The organism is Streptomyces sp. NPDC050636 (assembly GCF_040654775.1).
GTDB lineage: Bacteria > Actinomycetota > Actinomycetes > Streptomycetales > Streptomycetaceae > Streptomyces.
The window spans coordinates 49793-67374 of the sequence record NZ_JBFAIP010000029.1 but is presented as its reverse complement, the minus strand read 5'-3'; the positions used below and the strand labels follow the sequence as shown (position 1 = coordinate 67374).

The 17582-nt window shown below is 70.2% G+C and carries 15 protein-coding genes and 2 pseudogenes; 8 read left to right on the top strand and 9 right to left on the bottom strand.

What is annotated here, in order from left to right; all coding sequences use genetic code 11:
* Window positions 1-700 precede the first annotated feature (700 nt).
* Entirely contained in the window at window positions 701-934 is a 234-nt protein-coding gene (locus tag AB0I10_RS21840) for a hypothetical protein (RefSeq protein ID WP_363154205.1), read from the top strand.
* A gap of 90 nt (window positions 935-1024) precedes the next feature.
* Here the strand turns inward: AB0I10_RS21840 and AB0I10_RS21835 are convergent, their stop codons facing one another.
* A complete protein-coding gene (locus AB0I10_RS21835; protein WP_363154203.1) occupies window positions 1025-1777 on the bottom strand; it encodes a hypothetical protein in 753 nt (250 codons plus the stop codon).
* A gap of 793 nt (window positions 1778-2570) precedes the next feature.
* Here AB0I10_RS21835 and AB0I10_RS21830 point away from each other — a divergent pair.
* Window positions 2571-2930: pseudogene (locus AB0I10_RS21830) on the top strand (ABC transporter ATP-binding protein); the annotation flags it as partial.
* Window positions 2931-2963: 33 nt separating this feature from the next.
* On the opposite strand, the pseudogene AB0I10_RS21825 reads toward AB0I10_RS21830, so the two are convergent.
* Window positions 2964-3127 (bottom strand): annotated as a pseudogene (locus AB0I10_RS21825) (ADP-ribosylglycohydrolase family protein); the annotation flags it as partial.
* Window positions 3128-3225: 98 nt separating this feature from the next.
* On the opposite strand from AB0I10_RS21825, the gene AB0I10_RS21820 reads away from it, so the two are divergent.
* Together AB0I10_RS21820 and AB0I10_RS21815 are read left to right on the top strand one after the other, a co-directional pair.
* Window positions 3226-3516 (top strand): hypothetical protein, encoded by a 291-nt coding sequence (locus AB0I10_RS21820; protein ID WP_363154202.1) that lies wholly within the window; start codon window positions 3226-3228, stop codon window positions 3514-3516.
* An 18-nt stretch (window positions 3517-3534) separates the two neighbouring features.
* Entirely contained in the window at window positions 3535-3846 is a 312-nt protein-coding gene (locus tag AB0I10_RS21815; RefSeq protein ID WP_363154201.1) for a hypothetical protein, read from the top strand.
* A gap of 288 nt (window positions 3847-4134) precedes the next feature.
* On the opposite strand, the gene adh is transcribed toward AB0I10_RS21815, so the two are convergent.
* The 4 genes from adh to AB0I10_RS21795 form a co-directional block, all read right to left on the bottom strand.
* The gene (adh, locus tag AB0I10_RS21810; protein WP_363154200.1) at window positions 4135-5658 is read right to left on the bottom strand and encodes an aldehyde dehydrogenase; all 1524 of its coding nucleotides are present in this window, start codon (window positions 5656-5658) and stop codon (window positions 4135-4137) included.
* 135 nt (window positions 5659-5793) lie between these two features.
* Window positions 5794-7065: a GAF domain-containing protein gene (locus tag AB0I10_RS21805; protein WP_363154199.1), complete on the bottom strand. Its 1272-nt coding sequence runs from the start codon at window positions 7063-7065 to the stop codon at window positions 5794-5796.
* An 86-nt stretch (window positions 7066-7151) separates the two neighbouring features.
* Window positions 7152-8144 (bottom strand): DUF6114 domain-containing protein, encoded by a 993-nt coding sequence (locus AB0I10_RS21800; protein WP_363154198.1) that lies wholly within the window; start codon window positions 8142-8144, stop codon window positions 7152-7154.
* Window positions 8135-8644 (bottom strand): DUF6230 family protein, encoded by a 510-nt coding sequence (locus AB0I10_RS21795; protein WP_363154225.1) that lies wholly within the window; start codon window positions 8642-8644, stop codon window positions 8135-8137. The genes AB0I10_RS21800 and AB0I10_RS21795 overlap by 10 nt, the downstream gene beginning before the upstream one ends.
* Before the next feature lie 257 nt (window positions 8645-8901).
* On the opposite strand from AB0I10_RS21795, the gene AB0I10_RS21790 reads away from it, so the two are divergent.
* Window positions 8902-9558, top strand: coding sequence for a TetR/AcrR family transcriptional regulator (locus AB0I10_RS21790; RefSeq protein WP_363154197.1), 657 nt, complete (start codon window positions 8902-8904; stop codon window positions 9556-9558).
* A 114-nt stretch (window positions 9559-9672) separates the two neighbouring features.
* Here AB0I10_RS21790 and AB0I10_RS21785 read toward each other — a convergent pair whose 3' ends face one another.
* Window positions 9673-10944, bottom strand: coding sequence for a glycoside hydrolase family 18 protein (locus AB0I10_RS21785; RefSeq protein WP_363154196.1), 1272 nt, complete (start codon window positions 10942-10944; stop codon window positions 9673-9675).
* A gap of 422 nt (window positions 10945-11366) precedes the next feature.
* Here AB0I10_RS21785 and AB0I10_RS21780 point away from each other — a divergent pair, with 422 nt between their 5' ends.
* The gene (locus AB0I10_RS21780; protein ID WP_363154195.1) at window positions 11367-12542 is read left to right on the top strand and encodes an acyl-CoA dehydrogenase family protein; all 1176 of its coding nucleotides are present in this window, start codon (window positions 11367-11369) and stop codon (window positions 12540-12542) included.
* A 268-nt stretch (window positions 12543-12810) separates the two neighbouring features.
* Here the strand turns inward: AB0I10_RS21780 and AB0I10_RS21775 are convergent, their stop codons facing one another.
* Window positions 12811-13965: a pyridoxal-phosphate dependent enzyme gene (locus AB0I10_RS21775; protein ID WP_363154194.1), complete on the bottom strand. Its 1155-nt coding sequence runs from the start codon at window positions 13963-13965 to the stop codon at window positions 12811-12813.
* A gap of 430 nt (window positions 13966-14395) precedes the next feature.
* A complete protein-coding gene (locus tag AB0I10_RS21770; protein WP_363154193.1) occupies window positions 14396-14824 on the bottom strand; it encodes a hypothetical protein in 429 nt (142 codons plus the stop codon).
* A gap of 209 nt (window positions 14825-15033) precedes the next feature.
* Here AB0I10_RS21770 and AB0I10_RS21765 point away from each other — a divergent pair, with 209 nt between their 5' ends.
* Window positions 15034-15474: an Lrp/AsnC family transcriptional regulator gene (locus AB0I10_RS21765; protein ID WP_227049280.1), complete on the top strand. Its 441-nt coding sequence runs from the start codon at window positions 15034-15036 to the stop codon at window positions 15472-15474.
* Window positions 15475-15530: 56 nt separating this feature from the next.
* Window positions 15531-17171 (top strand): amidohydrolase, encoded by a 1641-nt coding sequence (locus tag AB0I10_RS21760; protein ID WP_363154192.1) that lies wholly within the window; start codon window positions 15531-15533, stop codon window positions 17169-17171.
* The last annotated feature ends 411 nt before the right edge of the window (window positions 17172-17582 follow it).

Here is a 17582-nt window from a genome sequence, read left to right as displayed (position 1 = left end):
CACCGCCACCGCTGTGTCGAGTTGCCGCAGAAAGTCACCAACTTGGCTCTTCTGGCCGTTGCTTCACTTCTGACAGATCTGGTTCGGAATGGCCAGGCAAGAGACGGCCGGCCAACTCGCGGAACACCGACAGGAGTTCTGCTTTATCGGTCATTCGCTTGACTGCGAATGGGCCGGCCCCACGTTCGTGTGGGCGGATCGTCGATGCTGCCGGCCTGCGCCGGTGACGCCCGCCGTGCGCCCTTGCGTCGAGCCTGACGGTGAGTCACTGTCGTAATGGCAGTTGCCTCTGACAGTGCCACCTGTGCAAGGGGGAACGTAGATGGGGGAACCGAACGCAGGGTCATGGTCGCGCGGCGTCTTCGGAGAACTGGCCGACTTGCTGTCGAACCTCGTGCCGGCGTGCATCGTGCGAGCCCATGAGCGAGCGCGAGATGGCCATCAGAGAGTGCGCACACAGACGCTGGAGGCATACGGGCACGGTCTCCATGCCTGTCAATACGAAGAACTAGCCTCAGGTTTGGCGGACCTACCTGGCGCCACTCCGGTACGTCTCCAGGCTCGGACGGTGATGGTGGTCGCCGGCCAGGTCCTCTACCCGATCCGGTATGCAAAGACGGACGTCCCGGTAACCGTGGCTCGACTCCGCCGCGCAGTCGGCCTTCGCGCTGACCTGATCCGGCGCCATGGACCAGAACCCATGCAGGGAGAGCTGGACCTAGGGCTCGAAGAACTGCAAGAGCAGGAGATCCACGATGATCTGAACCAGCTCGACCCCGACGTCGGCCTGGTGCTCCTGGCTTACGCGTGCGCCATGGACAAGGGGGTCATGCGTCTTGAGTGGGGGGACGCAGAACTGCGCCGTGGCGACCGCCATCTGTTGTGGCACCACCACGAAGCGCTGGACTTACCCAGCGAGCGGCGGTCCGCGTGACATCAGGTCCAGCGAGCACATCGCGAGCACATCGAGGGCACAGAGTCGCATCGACAGCGCTGTGCCTGGAAGCCCCGCCGGGCCGCCGTCTCAGGTCCGTCCGGCCTCCGCCAAGGCAGTGAGAACACGGTGGGTCTTGCTCTCGGGGTGCTCGGAGAGCGCCACCCCTAGCTCGCGCACCGCATCCTCGAGCTTTCGCTGCTTGCGCTCGGCCCGTGCCGTGAGCTTCTCAGAGTCGTCCCCGTCCTTGGGCTTCACCCGGATCGATGCCTCCAGGAAGTCCAGACCGGCGGCCGACCACACCTCCAGGTCCACCTCCAGGTCGTCGAGCGGCACGTCGTCGACCTTCGTCGAGAGGATCGGCCCCAGCACGACCAGCCCGTCGGGCTGGACGGCGGGTGCGCAGGCATGCAGGAACTGGTCCTGCACCGCGTCGATCGGCGCGGCGGGATCGGCCCCGGGCGCCACCGCGCCCGAGAGCACCCCCGACGGGTGATTGTGCACCAGCGAGGCGGCCAGCATGCGGCGGCTGCCCGACCAGTCCTCCTCGATCTTGTAGGTGACGTGCTCCGCGTCGAACGGGGCGGAGAACCGGCCGACCAGCTGCTCCCGTGTGCACGGACGCAACTTGACGGTCAGGTCGTCCGGACCGCCACCGATCCTGAACCGTACGATCACGCCGCCGTCCAGAAGAGGCACCCGCCCCTCGGCGACGCCGTCCCGGTTCTCGGCGAACCAGATGCGACGCCTCGTCATCGCGCCGCGCGACCCGCCGAGGGCCGACAGCGCCGCCTCCACGTCGCCCTCGATGTTGACCTTGATCTCGACCGGCAACAGGTTCATCGCATCGCTCCTGCACGTTTCCTAAAGACGTTGTCGCGGACGTCCTGCAGGTACTGCTGGACGAAGGCGGTGAACCCCGTCTGCCATTCCTGCCGGACTCAGGGCATCACGGAGCCGGAGTTGGGCTTTGTCTCGTAGAACTCCAAGCGCACGCGCCGCTCATGGGCGATGATGTCCGGCGCCACGAACCGCTCCTGCTGACTCCCGGCCGGGATCTGCCGGCTGGCCGGCAGGCGATGCGTCGGGCGTCCGGGAGGTAGAAGTACGCGACGAGTCGATTCGACACCGCGCGAAGATCCCCGAAGCTCGTTGATCCATCTGTTCCAGGATATCCGCACCGTCCCCGGGCCGCAGTCCGGATTCGACCGGCTTGGCCCAAGCGCTCCGAGGGGACGTTCGGTCGCAACAACGTCACCAGAGGGCGCACAGGGCGCGGGGCGGCTACCGCGCCCCGGCCTGTGCCCATCCCGCCGCAGTTCGTACGCGTCTTCCGTGCACACATCGAACGGTTCGGCGTGGCGCCGGACGGCCGGCTGTTCCGGAACCAGGTAGGCAACCACGTGGATGCTGCCGCGTACGGCACGACATGGGCGCGGGCACGGACGACCGTCCTGACCCGCACGGAACTCGCCTCCTGGCTGGCCAAGCGAACCTACGACCTCCGTCACACCCGGGGCGGGCGCGCTCCAGTCGGCCGCGGAGACTCGTCCCCAGAGGGTTGGCAGTCCCGCTTTCGGTGAAGGAGGAGACCCACGGCTGTGCCTGAAGTGCGGGGACCGATGTGGATGATGCATCGCGTGGAGTGCGTGGCGATCCCGCGCTGCTGCTGCTCGACGAGCCTCCCCCATAGCCCTGAACGGGCATGGGAGGTGCCCCCATACGGCTCGACCTGCCCTCCCGCGAGGATCTGATCGATGCGCTGCACCGACTCGCCCTGGTTCGGCCGGAGTTGGCGACCGTGACGGTGACGCACCACCTGGAGGAGCTCTCCCCGGCCATCGGCCACGCGCTGCTGTTGCGCGACGGGCGGGTGCAGGCGCACGGCCCGGTGGCCGAGGTGCTGACAGGGGAGCGGATGACGGCGTGCTTCGGCCGGCCGATCGAGGTGTCCCGGCACGAGGGACGCTGGATGGCTCGGTCGGGTCGGCGCTAGGGACACGCGCTGACCGCCTCAGCGCGGCAGCGGTTAGCGGCGTCGCGCCCACTCCTCGGGCAGCCCGCCCGTTCCCGTACGGCCGCCACCACCCCGCCCGCGATGGTGCAGGTGGGGTCCACGTCGCCGAGGCCCACGGCGGTCGCCCAGAGCTCGGCCGTCAGGTCCTCGGGGTGTCGGGCGGCGCACCAGCAAGCTGCTCACGCTCCAGGAAACCTTCGACTCACTCAAGGACAACTATTCCGAGGTCTCCGCCGCCATCTACGCCTTCACTGAATTCTACAAAGGCATGATCGTGGACGTGCTTGACCTCGGCCTCAAGGCGCTGCTCAACTGGATCGCCGGCAACAGGGCGCTGAGCACGGGCGTTGGCGCCGCCGCGGCCGCACCTTTTTACGCCCTGTCCGTGCTCCAGGTCGTACGGGTGATGGACAGATGGGCGGATACGACGGCGAATCTCGCCAAGGCAACGAAGATCGCCGCCGCCGCAACCGGCGCGATTCGGGGCAGTCTCGGCGTGGCGCTCAACACCGTAAATGAATTCCCGGTACCCGGAGGCTCGGGGTACGACAACCGGGCCGTGTAGCAACGAGAAGGGAACGGCGTGACCCAACCAGAACTCCCCGATATGGGAGACCCCTTGCCACGGGACGGGCTTCCGGACTGGAAGGTCCGCTTCTATCAGCGGGCAATGGTGATCCTTGGCCTGGGCGCCCCATGGGTCTTCCTCTGGGTTGCGGCGAGAAGGAATCCGGGGCTGTGGTGGATCCCGGTGCTGACTCTGCTCGGTACGTATGCGGGGCTCTTTGTCATCGTCCGGAACTGGCAGGACCGGTTCCGCCGGGCTTGTGTGGCGCTGGCGGGCGTGGTGGCCTGCTGGCTCGTCTGCGCGGAGTTGTTCCGGCAGCTGAACTGAGGCGTCGCGCCGGGGACCGCGCACCGCCAAGTTCCTGGTCGCGTCCGGGAGCAGGCCAACCGCCTCATCGAGCAGTCCATGCAGGAGTGGGACCGTGTCAGCCAAGGTGCGGAGCCTGCCGGGTGACTTGGGGTTTTGGTCCGTGACTGGTCCGGAAGCGCCGGTCAGGAGCGGGATACGGGTGGGGGGAAGTGGGAGTTACGAGGTAAGCCTGGCCCTGCTCTGAGCGGGCCGAGCGAAAGGCGCCTGACGGATGAAAGACCAGGCCAGGCGCCTTTCCTCGTGTCCTTAGAAGAAGCCCAGCTTCTTCGCCGAGTAGCTCACCAGCAGGTTTTTCGTCTGCTGATAGTGATCGAGCATCATCTTGTGGGTTTCGCGGCCGATGCCGGACTGCTTGTAGCCGCCGAAAGCGGCGTGTGCCGGGTAGGCGTGGTAGCAGTTCGTCCAGACCCGCCCCGCCTGGATGGCGCGTCCCGCGCGGTACGCGGTGTTGCCGTCTCGGGTCCATACGCCCGCGCCCAGGCCGTACAGCGTGTCGTTGGCGATGGTGATGGCGTCGTCGAAGTCGGTGAACGGTGCGACGGCGACCACGGGCCCGAAGATCTCCTCCTGGAAGACGCGCATGTCGTTGCTGCCTTCGAAGATCGTCGGCTGGACGTAGTAGCCGCCCTCCAGCTCTCCGCCGAGTTCGGCGCGGTTGCCGCCGGTGCGGACGCGGGCGCCTTCCTTCTGGCCGATGTCCAGGTAGGAGAGGATCTTCTCCAGCTGGTCGTTGGATGCCTGGGCGCCGATCATCGTGTCGGTGTCCAGCGGGTGCCCCTGCACGATCTTCTCCGTACGGGCCACCCCGGCCTCCAGGAAGTCGCGGTAGTGGCCGCGCTGGATGAGTGCGCGGGACGGGCAGGTGCACACCTCGCCCTGGTTGAGTGCGAAGAGGGTGAAGCCCTCAAGGGCCTTGTCGTAGAAGTCGTCGTCGGCGGACGAGACGTCGTCGAAGAAGAGGTTGGGGCTCTTGCCGCCCAGTTCGAGGGTGACCGGCTTCAGGTTCTCCGAGGCGTACTGCATGATCAGGCGCCCGGTCGTGGTCTCGCCGGTGAAGGAGATCTTCGCGACGCGCGGGCTGGACGCCAGCGGTTTGCCGGCCTCCGCCCCGAACCCGTTGACGATGTTGACCACGCCCGGCGGCAGCAGGTCGGCGATCAGGCTCATCCAGTAGTGGATCGAGGCGGGGGTCTGCTCGGCCGGCTTGAGGACGGCGGTGTTGCCTGCCGCCAGGGCCGGTGCCAGCTTCCAGGCCGCCATCAGCAGGGGGAAGTTCCAGGGGATGATCTGGGCGATGACGCCGAGCGGTTCCTGGAAGTGGTACGCGACGGTGTCGTCGTCGATCTGGGAGAGCGAGCCTTCCTGCGCCCTGATCGCGCCCGCGAAGTAACGGAAGTGGTCGATGGCGAGCGGGATGTCGGCGGCCAGGGCCTCCCGGATGGGCTTGCCGTTCTCCCAGCTCTCGGCGACTGCCAGGCCCTGGAGGTTCTCCTCCATCCGGTCGGCGATCCGGTTGAGGATCTGGGCCCGTTCGGCCGGGGCGGTACGGCCCCAGGCGGGGGCTGCGGCATGGGCCGCGTCCAGCGCGCGCTCCACGTCCTCGGCCGTGCCGCGCGCGATCTCGGTGAACGGCTGACCGTTGACCGGAGTTGGGTTCTCGAAATACCGGCCCAGTGCCGGCGCCACGAACTCGCCGCCGATCCAGTGGTCGTAGCGGGGCTGGTAGGACATGACGGCATCGGCGGAACCCGGGCTGGCGTAACGGGCCATGGGGCGGCCTCCCAATCGCTGTCGGCGCGGTACCCACCGCTCCCGTGGGTGGGCGTTGCGCGCAGGCTAGGGCGGCGAAGGTTGCGGCAACGTTGCGCGGTGGAAAGGGGCGTCCGCGGAGTCGCCGGATGGGGCTCATCCAGTGGACGGGGAGCCTCCTGCCAGTCCGTACGCGGCGCGTAGGCGGTCGGCGGCGGCTCTGGGGGCGGTGCGCGCGGGGGAGCGCTCCGGCAGGGCGTCCACCAGGGCCTCCCAGATCTCCAGGTCGTCCTCGCCCCAGGCCGTTTGCGACCACTGGCGCAGCTGGTCGGGGTCCCGCGAGCCCAGGAGCGCGCGCCGCATCCGGTCCTCAAGCGCGGTGCGCAACCGCCGTATACCCGGCGCCTCGGACAGTGGCAGTAGCGGACCGCGGTAGGTGTCCAGTGCGGTGGTCAGCTCACCAGTGGTCAAGTCCGCCTCGACCGTGGCGAGATCGGTCTCCACCGGCCGGGCGAGGCGGTACGGGCGGGAGTGGAGCAGCGTGCCGACGAGCTGCCGCAGCCGGAACATCTCGGCCCGCAGCGTCACCGGACGCATCTCGCGCTCGCCGTACAGCAGGACCGATAACCGGTCACCGGTCAGTCCTTCGGGATGCTGGGCCAGCAGCACCATGATCTCGCTGTGCCGGCGGCCGAGCCGCAGCCGCCTTCCGTCCGTCACCAGCAGTGCCTCATCGCGGCCCAGCGTCGTCAGGACCACCCCCGACTGCCATGTCCGCGTGGCGAGATGGGCCTCTGCCGCGCGGGCGGTGGCCTGCACCAGAGCCAGGCTGTGCGGGTTCGCCAGATGGTCGCCGCCGGTGATGTCGACCGCCCCCAGCAGCCGCCCGGTCCGCAGATCGTGCAGCGGGGCCGCGGCGCACGTCCAGCGCTGCACCTGCCGGTTGTAGTGCTCCGCTGCGAAGATCTGTACGGCGTGGTCGGCGGCGAGTGCGGTGCCCGGCGCGTTGGTGCCGGCGTGCCGCTCGTCCCAGCGGGCCCCGACGACGAAGTTCATCCGCTCCGCGCTGCGCCGTACCCCGGGGTGCCCCTCGATCCACAGCATCCGCCCCTGCGGATCGCAGACGGCCATCAGATGGGCCCCGTCCTGCGCGATGGTGCCCAGCAGCTCCCGGAAGACGGGCATCGCGCGGGCGAGCGGATGCCCGTCCCGGTAGGCGTGCAGCGCGGCCCCGTCCAGCTCGATCGGGGCGGCCCCGTCGGACGCGGCCCGCGCGGCGGCCGAGCGGCGCCAGGATTCGGCGACCACCCGGCGGACCGGCGGTGCCACCGTCCCACCGGCCAGAAACGCCTCGTGGGCACGGCGTACCGTGCGGGTGCGTTCGACCGGGTCGGCGCCCGACTCCATCGCCAGCCAAGGGTTGCCCACGTGTCACCTCTCGATGCGGCTCCTGCCCCGTACGCCTGATGGTGCTGGTACGGGGCAGGGTCGTAAACCCCGCGGTGGGAGACGCGTCAGCCACCGGCTTCCCGGCTGCCGCCCGCCCGCAGCCGCAGCCCGTCCGCGGTGATCAGGTCCGAGGTGACCAGCGCCTGCTCGGCGTCCACGTCCGTCATGAAGACGAAGGGCGGGACGACCGGCGGCACCGGCAGGGTGTCAGGGGTGAAGGTGAGGCAGACCAGGCCCTCCAAGCAGCCGCTGAACCTGGTGAGGTAGAGGGTCACCTCGCCGCTGAGGTCCAACGAGTCTGCTGTCAGGCTGAGTTCGGGACCGCCGTCGCGGGTGGTGAGGTGGTAGTCGGTGAGCGAGGCGGCCTTCATCTTCAGGACCATCGCTTTGACCGGCCCGTCGGCGGTGGGCACCTCGGTGACCCCGGCGAGCGTGAAGCCCTTCGGTGCGAACCTGGTCGTGGTCACGGTAGGCGGGTTGGGCGGCGCCGGGACGGGGGCCGCGTCGGCCTTCTGGGCCGGGCCCCCGATGGCCGTCAGGAGCACGATCGGCAGCCCTGCGGCGAGCGCCTTGCCGCGCGTCGTGGTGCGGGCCGGTGGCACGCGCGCCGGGGGCGAGGTCCCGTCCGGGGCCGTCGTCCCACCGGGGTCCCGCGCCGGCGCCGTCCACCCGAATCCCATCGCGCTGCCCGCGATCCCCAGCCCCATGCCCACCAGGAAGCCGCCGAGGTTCGTCGCGGCGAAGGAGAGGACGGACAGGATCAGCGCGTTGATGCTGACGTAGTGGTGTGCGGCCGGTGCGCACCACAGGAACAGTCCCGCCACCATCAGCGCCAGGCCGATGCCCAGGGCGGCCAGTCCGCCGAGTCCTAAGCTGACCAGTACGGTCAGCGGCGACAGCGGGACCAGCAGCAGTTCGGCGCCGCCGAGCAGAAGCAGCAGCCCGGCCCAGAACGGCCGGGTGCGCCGCCAGTGCCGGAGCGTCGCCCGTCGCTCGGGCCACGGCAGCTTCCGGTCGAGCCAGGCGGCCCGGCGGGCCCGGCCCGCACTCAGAAGCACTTCGCGCCGTCCAGGCTCACGCTCACCCGCAGCCCCTTGAGGCGGAAATTGCCACCGGTGGCCGACCAGGCATGCGATTTCACCCCGGCGACCTCGATGTCCCCGGCCTGCAGACCGAACTTCCCCTTCGGGCCGTGGACCCCTGGTACGGCGTCGAGCGTGGCGGCGTCGCGGCCGATCTGGGCGGTGCCGAAGCGGGCGTCGCCGACCAGGTCCTCGCCGTCGATGACCAGGCTGTCGGCGGACACCGCGCCGGCCTTGCCGCCCGCGGTCAGTTTGAACACGACCGTGCCTACCGGAGTCTTCACTTGGGCCGACTGGCAGATGTCGGTGAGCGAGGCCTTGCCGATACCGAGCAGCGCGACGGGATGGCCACGGCCGTCGGTGTCGCGGTCGGTATGGACGTAAGAGGACAGGCCCTTACTGGTCAACTTGCCTGAGGAAACCTGGAAGTTGGTGCCGGACACGGCAAAGGACGCGGCCAGTGCGCCCTGGGCCATCACCGTGGCCAGCGCGCCGACGGCGAGCACGGCGGGCAGGGCGACCACGGCGGTCTTCTTCCAGGAGGTCCGCCCCTCGGGCGGTGTGTCAGATGTACCGATCGTTGAGCTCACTGCGTCCTCCCCGGGGCTGCGGTCGTGTGCGCGAGGGAAGTGCTTCGTCGAGCCCCTGCGGAGGACTTGCTCGTCCGGTCCGCAGGTCATGACGGTCTGTCATACTGCGCAAAACTCTTGGTAGTTGGAGACTAGGGCCGAATTTGAATAATAGTCAACAGCGTGCACGGACCGCTCCGCCGGCCGCCCGCGCCACCGCACGCTCCCAGGCGCGTCGTGCCGGACTGATAGCCACCGGACGGAAGTTGTTCGCCGACGTCTCTTACGACGCACTGTCCATGGACGACATCGCCCGCCACGCAGGAGTCGCCAAGGGCTTGATCTACTACTACTTCACGAACAAGCGCGGCTATTACCTCGCCATCATCGAGGACGCGGTGGCCGAGCTCGTCGAGCGCGCGGCCGCCACCCATGACCTCCCGCCCGTCGAACGCGTCCAGCGCACCGTCGACGGCTATCTGCGCTACGCCCAGCACAACCAGGCCGCCTACCGCGCCATTGTGACCGGCGGCGTCGGCTTCGACGCCGAGGTGCTGGCGATCCGGGACGCCGTCCGCGCCCGGTTGCTGGGCACCCTCGCCCTCGGCGTCTGGGGGCGGGCGGACATCCCGGGGCTGGCCCGCACCGCGCTGATCGGCTGGCTCTCCAGCGTCGAGGGCGTCACCCTCGACTGGATCGCGGAGCAGGAGGTGCCGCGCGAGACGGTCGTCGCACTGCTGGTGCGCGGCCTGGGCGACACGCTCCGGCTGATCGAGGAGCACGAACCGAGCTGCCCGGCGCCGTCCCGGCCACCTGTCTGAGGCACCCGTCGGCCGTCGACGGCGCCTGCCGCACGAACACGCAAGGGCGGGAGGCCGCCGAAGCCTCCCGCCCTCACCGCTCCCTTAGCGCTGTGAACTCCCGTGCCGCTACGGCTACTTGATCGACTTGATCAGCTCGCCGTCGGCGGTGTCACCACTCAGCTCCCAGAAGAACGTGCCGCCCATGCCCTGCGCGTCCTTGAAGGCCATCTTCGTGCCGATGGTCTCGGGGGTGTCGTAACTCCACCACTGGTCACCGCACTTGGCGTAGGCGGTACCGCCCACCTTGCCGGTGGCCGGGCAGCGGCCCTTGATCTCCTTGTAGTCGTCGATGCCCGCCTCGTACTTGCCGGGCGCCGCGCCGGTCGCCGTACCGCCCGGCGCGTCCTGGGTGACGCCCGTCCAGCCGCGGCCGTAGAAGCCGATGCCCAGCAGCAGCTTTTCGGCCGGGATGCCCAGGTCCTTGAGCTTCTTGGTGGTGTCTGTGGCGTTGAACCCGGCCTTGGGAATGCCGTCGTACGACGCGAGCGGGGAGTGCGGCGCCGTCGGGCCCTTGGCGTCCCACGCGCCGAAGTAGTCGTACGTCATCGGGTTGTACCAGTCGACGTACTGGGCTGCGCCCGCGTAGTCGGCGGCGTCGATCTTGCCGCCCTCCGAGGCGTCCGCGGTGATCGCCGCGGTTACCAGGTTGTCCTGTCCGAACTTCGACCGGAGCGCCTTCATGACATTGGTAAACGCCTCCTTACCACTGGTGTCACAGGTCAGGCCGCAGGCGTTGGGGTACTCCCAGTCGACGTCGATCCCGTCGAAGACATCCGCCCAGCGCTTGTCCTCGACCAGGTCGAGGCAGGACTGTGCGAACGCGTCCGGGTTCTTGGCGGCCTCGGTGAAGCCGCCCGACCAGGTCCAGCCGCCGAACGACCAGATCACCTTGAGGTCGGGGTGCAGCTTCTTGAGCTTGCGCAACTGGTTGAAGTTGCCGCGCAGCGCGCCGTCCTCCCAGCCGTCCGCCTTGCCGTCGACGCTCTGGTCCGCGGTGTACGCCTTGTCGTAGTCGGCGTACGAGTCACCGATGGCGCATTTGCCGCCCTGGACGTTGCCGAAGGCGTAGTTGATGTGGGTGAGCTTGTCCGCTGACCCCGACGTCTCGATGTTCTTGACGTGGTAATTGCGGTCGTAGACACCCCAGTTGGTGAAGTATCCGACGACCTTGTCGCCCGCGGCGGCGGTCTTGGCGACCGTCGACGGGGGCTTCGAGCCGGGGGCGTCCGCCGGGTTGGCGGTGGCCGACTGTGCGAGCAGGGTGCCGGCCAGCGCCGCCGTACACAGCGCGGTGGCGGCGGCGATCAGCCTGCGCGGCGATCGCTTCCGGTGCGGTCTGAGCATGTCATCTCCTCGGAGGGGGGCGCCGGTGGGTGTCTGCAAAGTCCTGCCTGGCCCGCGGCCCGCCCTTCGGGCGGACGACGGGACTTTGCGGATACCGCCCAGCGGTAGAGCCTGACCTGCGTCCCGAATTGGCATGAACGCGTTGAACGTTGGAGGAGAAGGTAGAAGGACTAGACCAGTGAGGTCAATGGTTCGGACCAATTTCGTGACCGGCGGGGCGCTGTCCGGATCTTCCCGACCAGTGATGATCAACCCGTGACGCGGGGCCTCCGATCGGGCATACTCCTAGCGCCACAGCTGCAGGTCATGCCCTGTCCGAGACCCGGAAGGCGATCATCGGCTTGGCACTTACGGAAACCGGCGCCGCCGCTCTCACCCCGCGCGCGCGTCGCCGCAGCGCCCGACAGGGAGGAGAGCGCCGCATGACCGAGTACGGCCCCCAGCCGGTGGATCGCAGGCTGCCCACGGAGGAAGCCCGCGACCTGATGACGCTCGTACGAGAGCTGGTCGAGCGTGAGATAAGGCCCACGGCCGCCGAAGAAGAGGCCGCCGGCCACTTCCCGCGCGAGACCTTCACCCTGCTGTCCGAAGCCGGGCTGCTCTCCCTCCCGTACTCCGAGGAATTCGGCGGCGGCAACCAGCCCTACGAGGTCTACCTCCAGGTTCTGGAAGAGCTCGCGGCCGCCCGGCTCACCGTCGGCCTCGGAGTCAGCGTGCACACCCTGGCCTGCCACGCGCTCGCCGGATACGGCACCAAGGAACAGCGCGCCGAAAACCTGCCGGCCATGCTCGGCGGCGGGCTCCTCGGCGCGTACTGCCTCTCCGAACCCTCCTCCGGCTCCGACGCGGCCTCCCTGACCACCCGCGCCACCCGCGAGGACGGGGGAACCTGGACGATCAACGGCACCAAGGCGTGGATCACCCACGGCGGCGTGGCCGATTTCTATACCGTCCTGGCACGCACCGGCGGCAGCGGCCCCCGCGGCGTCACGGCCTTCCTCGTCCCCGGCGACGCCGAGGGCCTGAGCGCCGCACAGCCCGAGCGCAAGATGGGCATGAAGGGCTCCCCGACGGCCCAGCTGCACTTCGACGGCGTCCGCATCCCCGACTCCCGCCGCCTCGGCGACGAGGGCCAGGGCTTCGCGATCGCCCTCTCCGCCCTGGACTCCGGCCGCCTCGGCATCGCGTCCTGCGCCATCGGAGTCGCCCAGGCGGCGCTGGACGAGGCGCTCTCGTACACCGCCGAGCGCCATCAGTTCGGCCGCCCGATCGCCGACTTCCAGGGGCTGCGCTTCATGCTGGCCGACATGGCCACCCAGATCGAGGCCGGTCGCGCCCTCTACCTCACCGCCGCCCGGCTGCGCGACGCCGGTCTGCCGTTCTCCAAGGAAGCGGCGATGGCCAAGCTCTTCTGCACGGACACCGCGATGCGAGTCACCACGGACGCCGTCCAGCTCCTGGGCGGCTACGGCTACACCCAGGACTTCCCGGCCGAGCGCTACATGCGCGAGGCCAAGGTCCTCCAGATCGTCGAGGGCACCAACCAGATCCAGCGGATCGTCATCGCCCGGCATCTGGCGGGGCCCGAGTCGCGCTGAGCGGGGGAGGGGCGGGCGGGGCCGGGTTCGGTCCCGCCCGCCCCCTCAACCCTTCCGCGCTGTCGCTCTCGCCTCGGAGAGCCGGCGCAGCCGGTCGAGCCGCCACAGTTCGTCGGGCAGGGCGGGCAGACCGTCTTCGCTGATGCACAGGCTCTCGACGCCGGGGGGCGGTACGCGCGAGCCGCCTCGCCACCTTGTCGAACGCCGCCCGCTCCCACTCGGACCGTTCCATGGCGGACAAGGTACCCAGCCCCGGCCGCTCGGCCGCTCAGCCGCCCAGCCCCTTCAACCCCGTAGCCGTCCCGATCGCGATCACCAGCGAGTCCGGCGCCGTCACCAGGTCACGCGCCACCGCGACGCCGACCGCGGACGACGGTTCCATGATCAGTCCCTCGGCCGCCAGCCTGCGGTGTTCCGCCATGGTTGCCTCGTCCGACACCGCGACCGCCGCGCCGCCGGTGCGCCACAAGGCGTCCAGCCCCTGCCAGCACGGGCGCTCCTCGCCCAGTGAGAACGCCACCGTGGGGCCGTTCACCACCCTTGTACGCTCCTGGGTCGCCCGGTCCGCGTGGCTCAGCGCGGCGGTGAACGGAGCCGACGGCGCCGGTTCCGCGGCCACCAGTCGAGGCACTTCCGTCAGCAGCCCCGCGGCCGTCAACTCCCGGAATCCGCGGCCGATTCCGGCCAGCAGATCGGCCCGGCTGGTGGGGGCCACGACCGCGTCGATCCGCCGCCCCGCGAAGTCCCTTGCCAGCTCGTACGCGACCGACTTGTAGCCCTCGTTGGCGTACGGGTTCCCGCCGGGCGACGGCGAGGAGAAGCTGGTCAGCGGGTACCAGCCGCGTTCCTCGACGGCCTGCGCCATCGCCGCGTTCCGCTCGGCCATCGTGCCGCGGTGCACCACCCGCTCGGCTCCCAGCGCATCGATCTGCGCCCGCAGCCCCGCCGGTACCCCCTCGTTGGTGAACACCACGCACCGCAGCCCGGCCCGCGCCGCATACGCCGCGGCCGCCGCGCCCGCGTTGCCGGAGGACGCCGCGACGACCGTGTCCGCGCCGGCCGCCACCGCCGCGGCGAGCCCGACGGCCATCGCCCGGTCCTTGTGCGATCCGGTCGGGTTCCCGCCCTCGTATTTGACCCACAACTCGGCGGTGTCAGGCGGCTGTTGGGCATCATCCGCATCCGTGCGCAGCAGGATGTTCGGGGTGTTTCCCTCGCCGAGCGTGACCGGCGGACCGGGCACCGACAGGGCCGTCGGCCAGCCCCACGGCCCGCCGGTGTACGACGCGAGCTCCAGCCCGGTCAGATCCGCGAGCGGCGGCGGCGTGTTGACGCCGATGCCCTCGCTCGCGCAGGCCCGGCAGCCGTCGAAGCCCTCCGCCGTGCGGCCGCAGCGCAGGCAGTGCAGAGAGGGTGAGGTCACCGTCGCTCCCAAGGTCGGTTCGTCGACTGACTCCGCGACAGTAACAGGCGCAACTGGGTACTGGTCCCTACATGCTCCTGCGTATTCCTAGGCACCGGCTCCCGCTTTCCGCCTCCTGCCTCCCGCCTTCCACTTCTGGCTTCCTTCGCGGGTGCGGTCCGCCATCTTCAGGTGACGTAGCGTCAACTTCCGCTGAAGGGTCGGTGGTTCGCAGGGCCGCCCGGAGTGCAATGCCGGTCTGTCCTTGCCTGCCTCCAGGGCCAAGTCCCCGGCGAGGAGGCGGATTTCCTCGGACTGCTGGGGCCGGGAATGCGCTGCACCGGCATGTGAAGCTCAACGCACCCATAAGGGCGGGTAGTTGAGGTACGCCCGCGCTCTCCGCTCATTGAACGCGGGTCCACACCCTCTGCGTGGCCCTGAGGCCGGGTGCTCAGGCGGCCCCGCGACGCATCCGGGGAACCCGGACCGTCCGCGAGCCGGGCCCGCCGATGTGCGAGAAGGGCTGGCGGCGCCAGTCCAGGCTTTCCGGGAGCGTCAGCAGCATCGCCGCGTCCTGCTCCTGGGTGTCCAGGGTGTCGTCGGTCGACGGGGCGTCGGCCACCGTTCGGCCCGAGCCCTGGCACACCGTCAGACCGAACGGGTTCCACGGGGAGGGGCACAGCGCGTGCTCCGGAAGTGTGTCCTCGTCCGCCAGCAGTGCGATCGGCTGCCCGCAGTCCGGGCAGGTCACACGGTAGATGTCAAAGGTCTCGAAAGCCTCGTCCGCACCGTCGTCGCCGGAGAAACCGAGACTGTCGCCCTCCTGGGCGCCGACGTTCGCCGCAGCGGATTCCTGCTTCAGGCGTCGCATGATGTCCATCCCCCTCGGGTGGGCCCCACCGGACCGCCGACTTCCTGTGACGGGCGGTCCCGGCCACCACCAGCAATTCCCTTCATGCCGGGCGCATAATCTCGGCGGCCCGTCGGACACCGGTTCACGCGTGTGGCATTCATCACATTGCCCGGCGCAGGGTGTCCACGATCCGGCGCGCGCTGCGCATATGCGCCCGAGCACAGTAGGTTGAGCGGGTGGAGGAGTTGGACCGACAAATCGTGGATCTGCTCGTCAAGGACGGGCGGATGAGCTACACCGACCTGGGCAAGGCCACCGGCCTGTCCACCTCGGCGGTGCATCAGCGCGTGCGCCGTCTTGAGCAGCGCGGTGTCATACGGGGCTACGCGGCGATCGTGGACCCCGAGGCGGTCGGTCTGCCGCTCACCGCCTTCATCTCGGTCAAGCCCTTCGACCCCAGCGCGCCCGACGACATCGCCGAGCGGCTCGCCGAGGTACCCGAGCTGGAGGCCTGCCACAGCGTCGCCGGCGACGAGAACTACATCCTCAAGGTCCGGGTCGCCACCCCTCTGGAGCTGGAGCACCTGCTCACCCGCATCCGCACCCTGGCCGGCGTCTCCACCCGCACCACGGTCGTCCTCTCGACCCCGTACGAGGCCCGGCCGCCGCGCATCTGACCAGGCATCGGACCCCGCGCGCGGCCCGCCCGCGCGCAGGGGCCAAACTGTCCGGTATGAGCGAGCGCATCCCCGATCCGGCCAATCCCCGCACCGTCCTGCTGCGAGGCGGTGAGGTGCACAGCCCCGCGGACCCTTTCGCCACCGCCATGGTCGTGGAGGGCGGCAGCATCGCCTGGGTCGGCGAGGAAGGTGCCGCCGACTCCTTCGCCGACGGCGTCGACGAGATCATCCACCTCGATGGCGCACTCGTCACGCCGGCGTTCACGGACGCACATGTGCACACCACGGCGACCGGCCTCGCGCTCACCGGGCTCGATCTGTCCGCCGCGGCCACGCTCCCCGACGCGCTGGCCCGGATCCGCGCATACGCAACCTCCCGCCCGGCGGACAGGATCCTGCTCGGGCACGGCTGGGACGCCAGCGCCTGGCCCGAGGGGCGCCCGCCGTCCCGCGCCGAACTCGACGACGCCACCGGCGGCCGTCCCCTTTATCTCACCCGCGTCGATGTGCACTCCGCCGTCGTCACCACGGCTCTGCTGGACCTCGTCGTCGGCGTCCGCGAGCTGGCCGGATTCCACTCCGACGCGCCGCTGACCGGCGACGCCCACCACGCAGTACGGCAGGCCGCGCACGCCACGATCACCCCCGCCCAGCGCGCCGACGCCCAGGCCGCGGCCCTCGCTCGCGCCGCCTCCCTCGGCATCGGCAGCATCCATGAGTGCGCGGGCCCGGAGATCTCCGGGGAGGACGACTTCAGGGGGCTGCTCGCCCTGGCGGCCGAAGCGGACGGTCCGAGGGTCGTCGGCTACTGGGCCGAGCTGATCGCATCCGCAAAGGATGCGGAGCGGGTGCGTGAGCTCGGTGCCATCGGCGCGGCCGGCGATCTCTTCGTCGACGGGTCGCTCGGTTCGCACACCGCCCACCTCCACGCCCCGTACGCGGACGCCGACCACACCGGCGCCGGTCACCTCGACGCCCCGGCCGTCGCCGCCCACGTCGCCGCCTGCACCGAGGCCGGCCTTCAGGCAGGTTTCCACGCCATCGGCGACGCCGCCCTGACCACCGTCGTCGACGGCGTACGCGCCGCCGCCGACCGCGTCGGCCTCGACCGCATCCGCGCCGCCCGGCACCGCGTCGAACACGCCGAAATGCTCACCGACAGCACCGTCGCCGGATTCGCCGACCTGGCCCTGACCGCCTCCGTCCAGCCCGCCTTCGACGCGGCCTGGGGCGGCGCGGACGGTATGTACGCCGCCCGCCTCGGCGCAGACCGGGCCCGCACCCTCAACCCGTACGCCGCCCTGCTCAAGGCCGGAGTCCCGCTCGCCCTCGGCTCCGACAGCCCGGTCACCGCGCTCGACCCCTGGGGCACCCTGCGCGCCGCCGTCTTCCACCGCACCCGCGCCCACGGCATTTCCGCCCGCGCCGCGTTCACCGCCCACACCCGCGGCGGCTGGCGCGCCATCGGCCGGGATGACGCGGGTGTCCTGGTCCCCGGAGCCCCCGCCGACTATGCGGTCTGGCGCACCGGGGACCTGATCGTCCAGGCTCCCGACGAGCGCGTGGAACGGTGGTCCACCGACCCCCGCTCCGGTACCCCCGGCCTGCCCGATCTCACCCCCGGCAACGACCTCCCGGTATGCCTGCGCACCGTCGTCGGCGGACGCACCGTCTTCCGGCGGCCGATCGAGTGACATCGTGCGTCAGGTGCCACCCGGAGGGCGTGCTTGCCGCTACTCGCCCCACCTGCGAAGGCTCGCCGCTGACCTGGGACGACGCGAAATCGACGCAGGCGGAGCACCTGTTGACAGCAGGCGGTCGACGGCCGGTAGGTTCGGCCGAGTCCACCGCAGGACGTCCGATCGGGAGACCTCCGCGCAGTCGTCGAACGCAGCTGGGCCATGGGGCGGTGCGCCACACCGGCACACCGCCACTGGGAGCCAGGTCCAGGACCAGAGGCACGGCGCGACGGAAAGTTTCGACCGGATGGGGGTCCCTCCCTGCTCCTTGAGAGCTTGGGGGACGGTGCGACCCGGGTGGGGCCCGGATGCTCAGTAGACAACGGCTCTCGGTCGACCCGCAGCCAGCGGGCCCCAGGTCGGCCC

Coding starts and splice junctions, on each gene's coding strand:
- AB0I10_RS21785 (WP_363154196.1), bottom strand. CDS start 10,944: ATGCTCAGACCGCACCGGAAGCGATCGCCGCGCAGGCTGATCGCCGCC.
- AB0I10_RS21780 (WP_363154195.1), top strand. CDS start 11,367: ATGACCGAGTACGGCCCCCAGCCGGTGGATCGCAGGCTGCCCACGGAG.
- adh (WP_363154200.1), bottom strand. CDS start 5,658: ATGGCCCGTTACGCCAGCCCGGGTTCCGCCGATGCCGTCATGTCCTAC.
- AB0I10_RS21760 (WP_363154192.1), top strand. CDS start 15,531: ATGAGCGAGCGCATCCCCGATCCGGCCAATCCCCGCACCGTCCTGCTG.
- AB0I10_RS21770 (WP_363154193.1), bottom strand. CDS start 14,824: ATGGACATCATGCGACGCCTGAAGCAGGAATCCGCTGCGGCGAACGTC.
- AB0I10_RS21840 (WP_363154205.1), top strand. CDS start 701: ATGCAGGGAGAGCTGGACCTAGGGCTCGAAGAACTGCAAGAGCAGGAG.
- AB0I10_RS21835 (WP_363154203.1), bottom strand. CDS start 1,777: ATGAACCTGTTGCCGGTCGAGATCAAGGTCAACATCGAGGGCGACGTG.
- AB0I10_RS21795 (WP_363154225.1), bottom strand. CDS start 8,644: ATGGCCCAGGGCGCACTGGCCGCGTCCTTTGCCGTGTCCGGCACCAAC.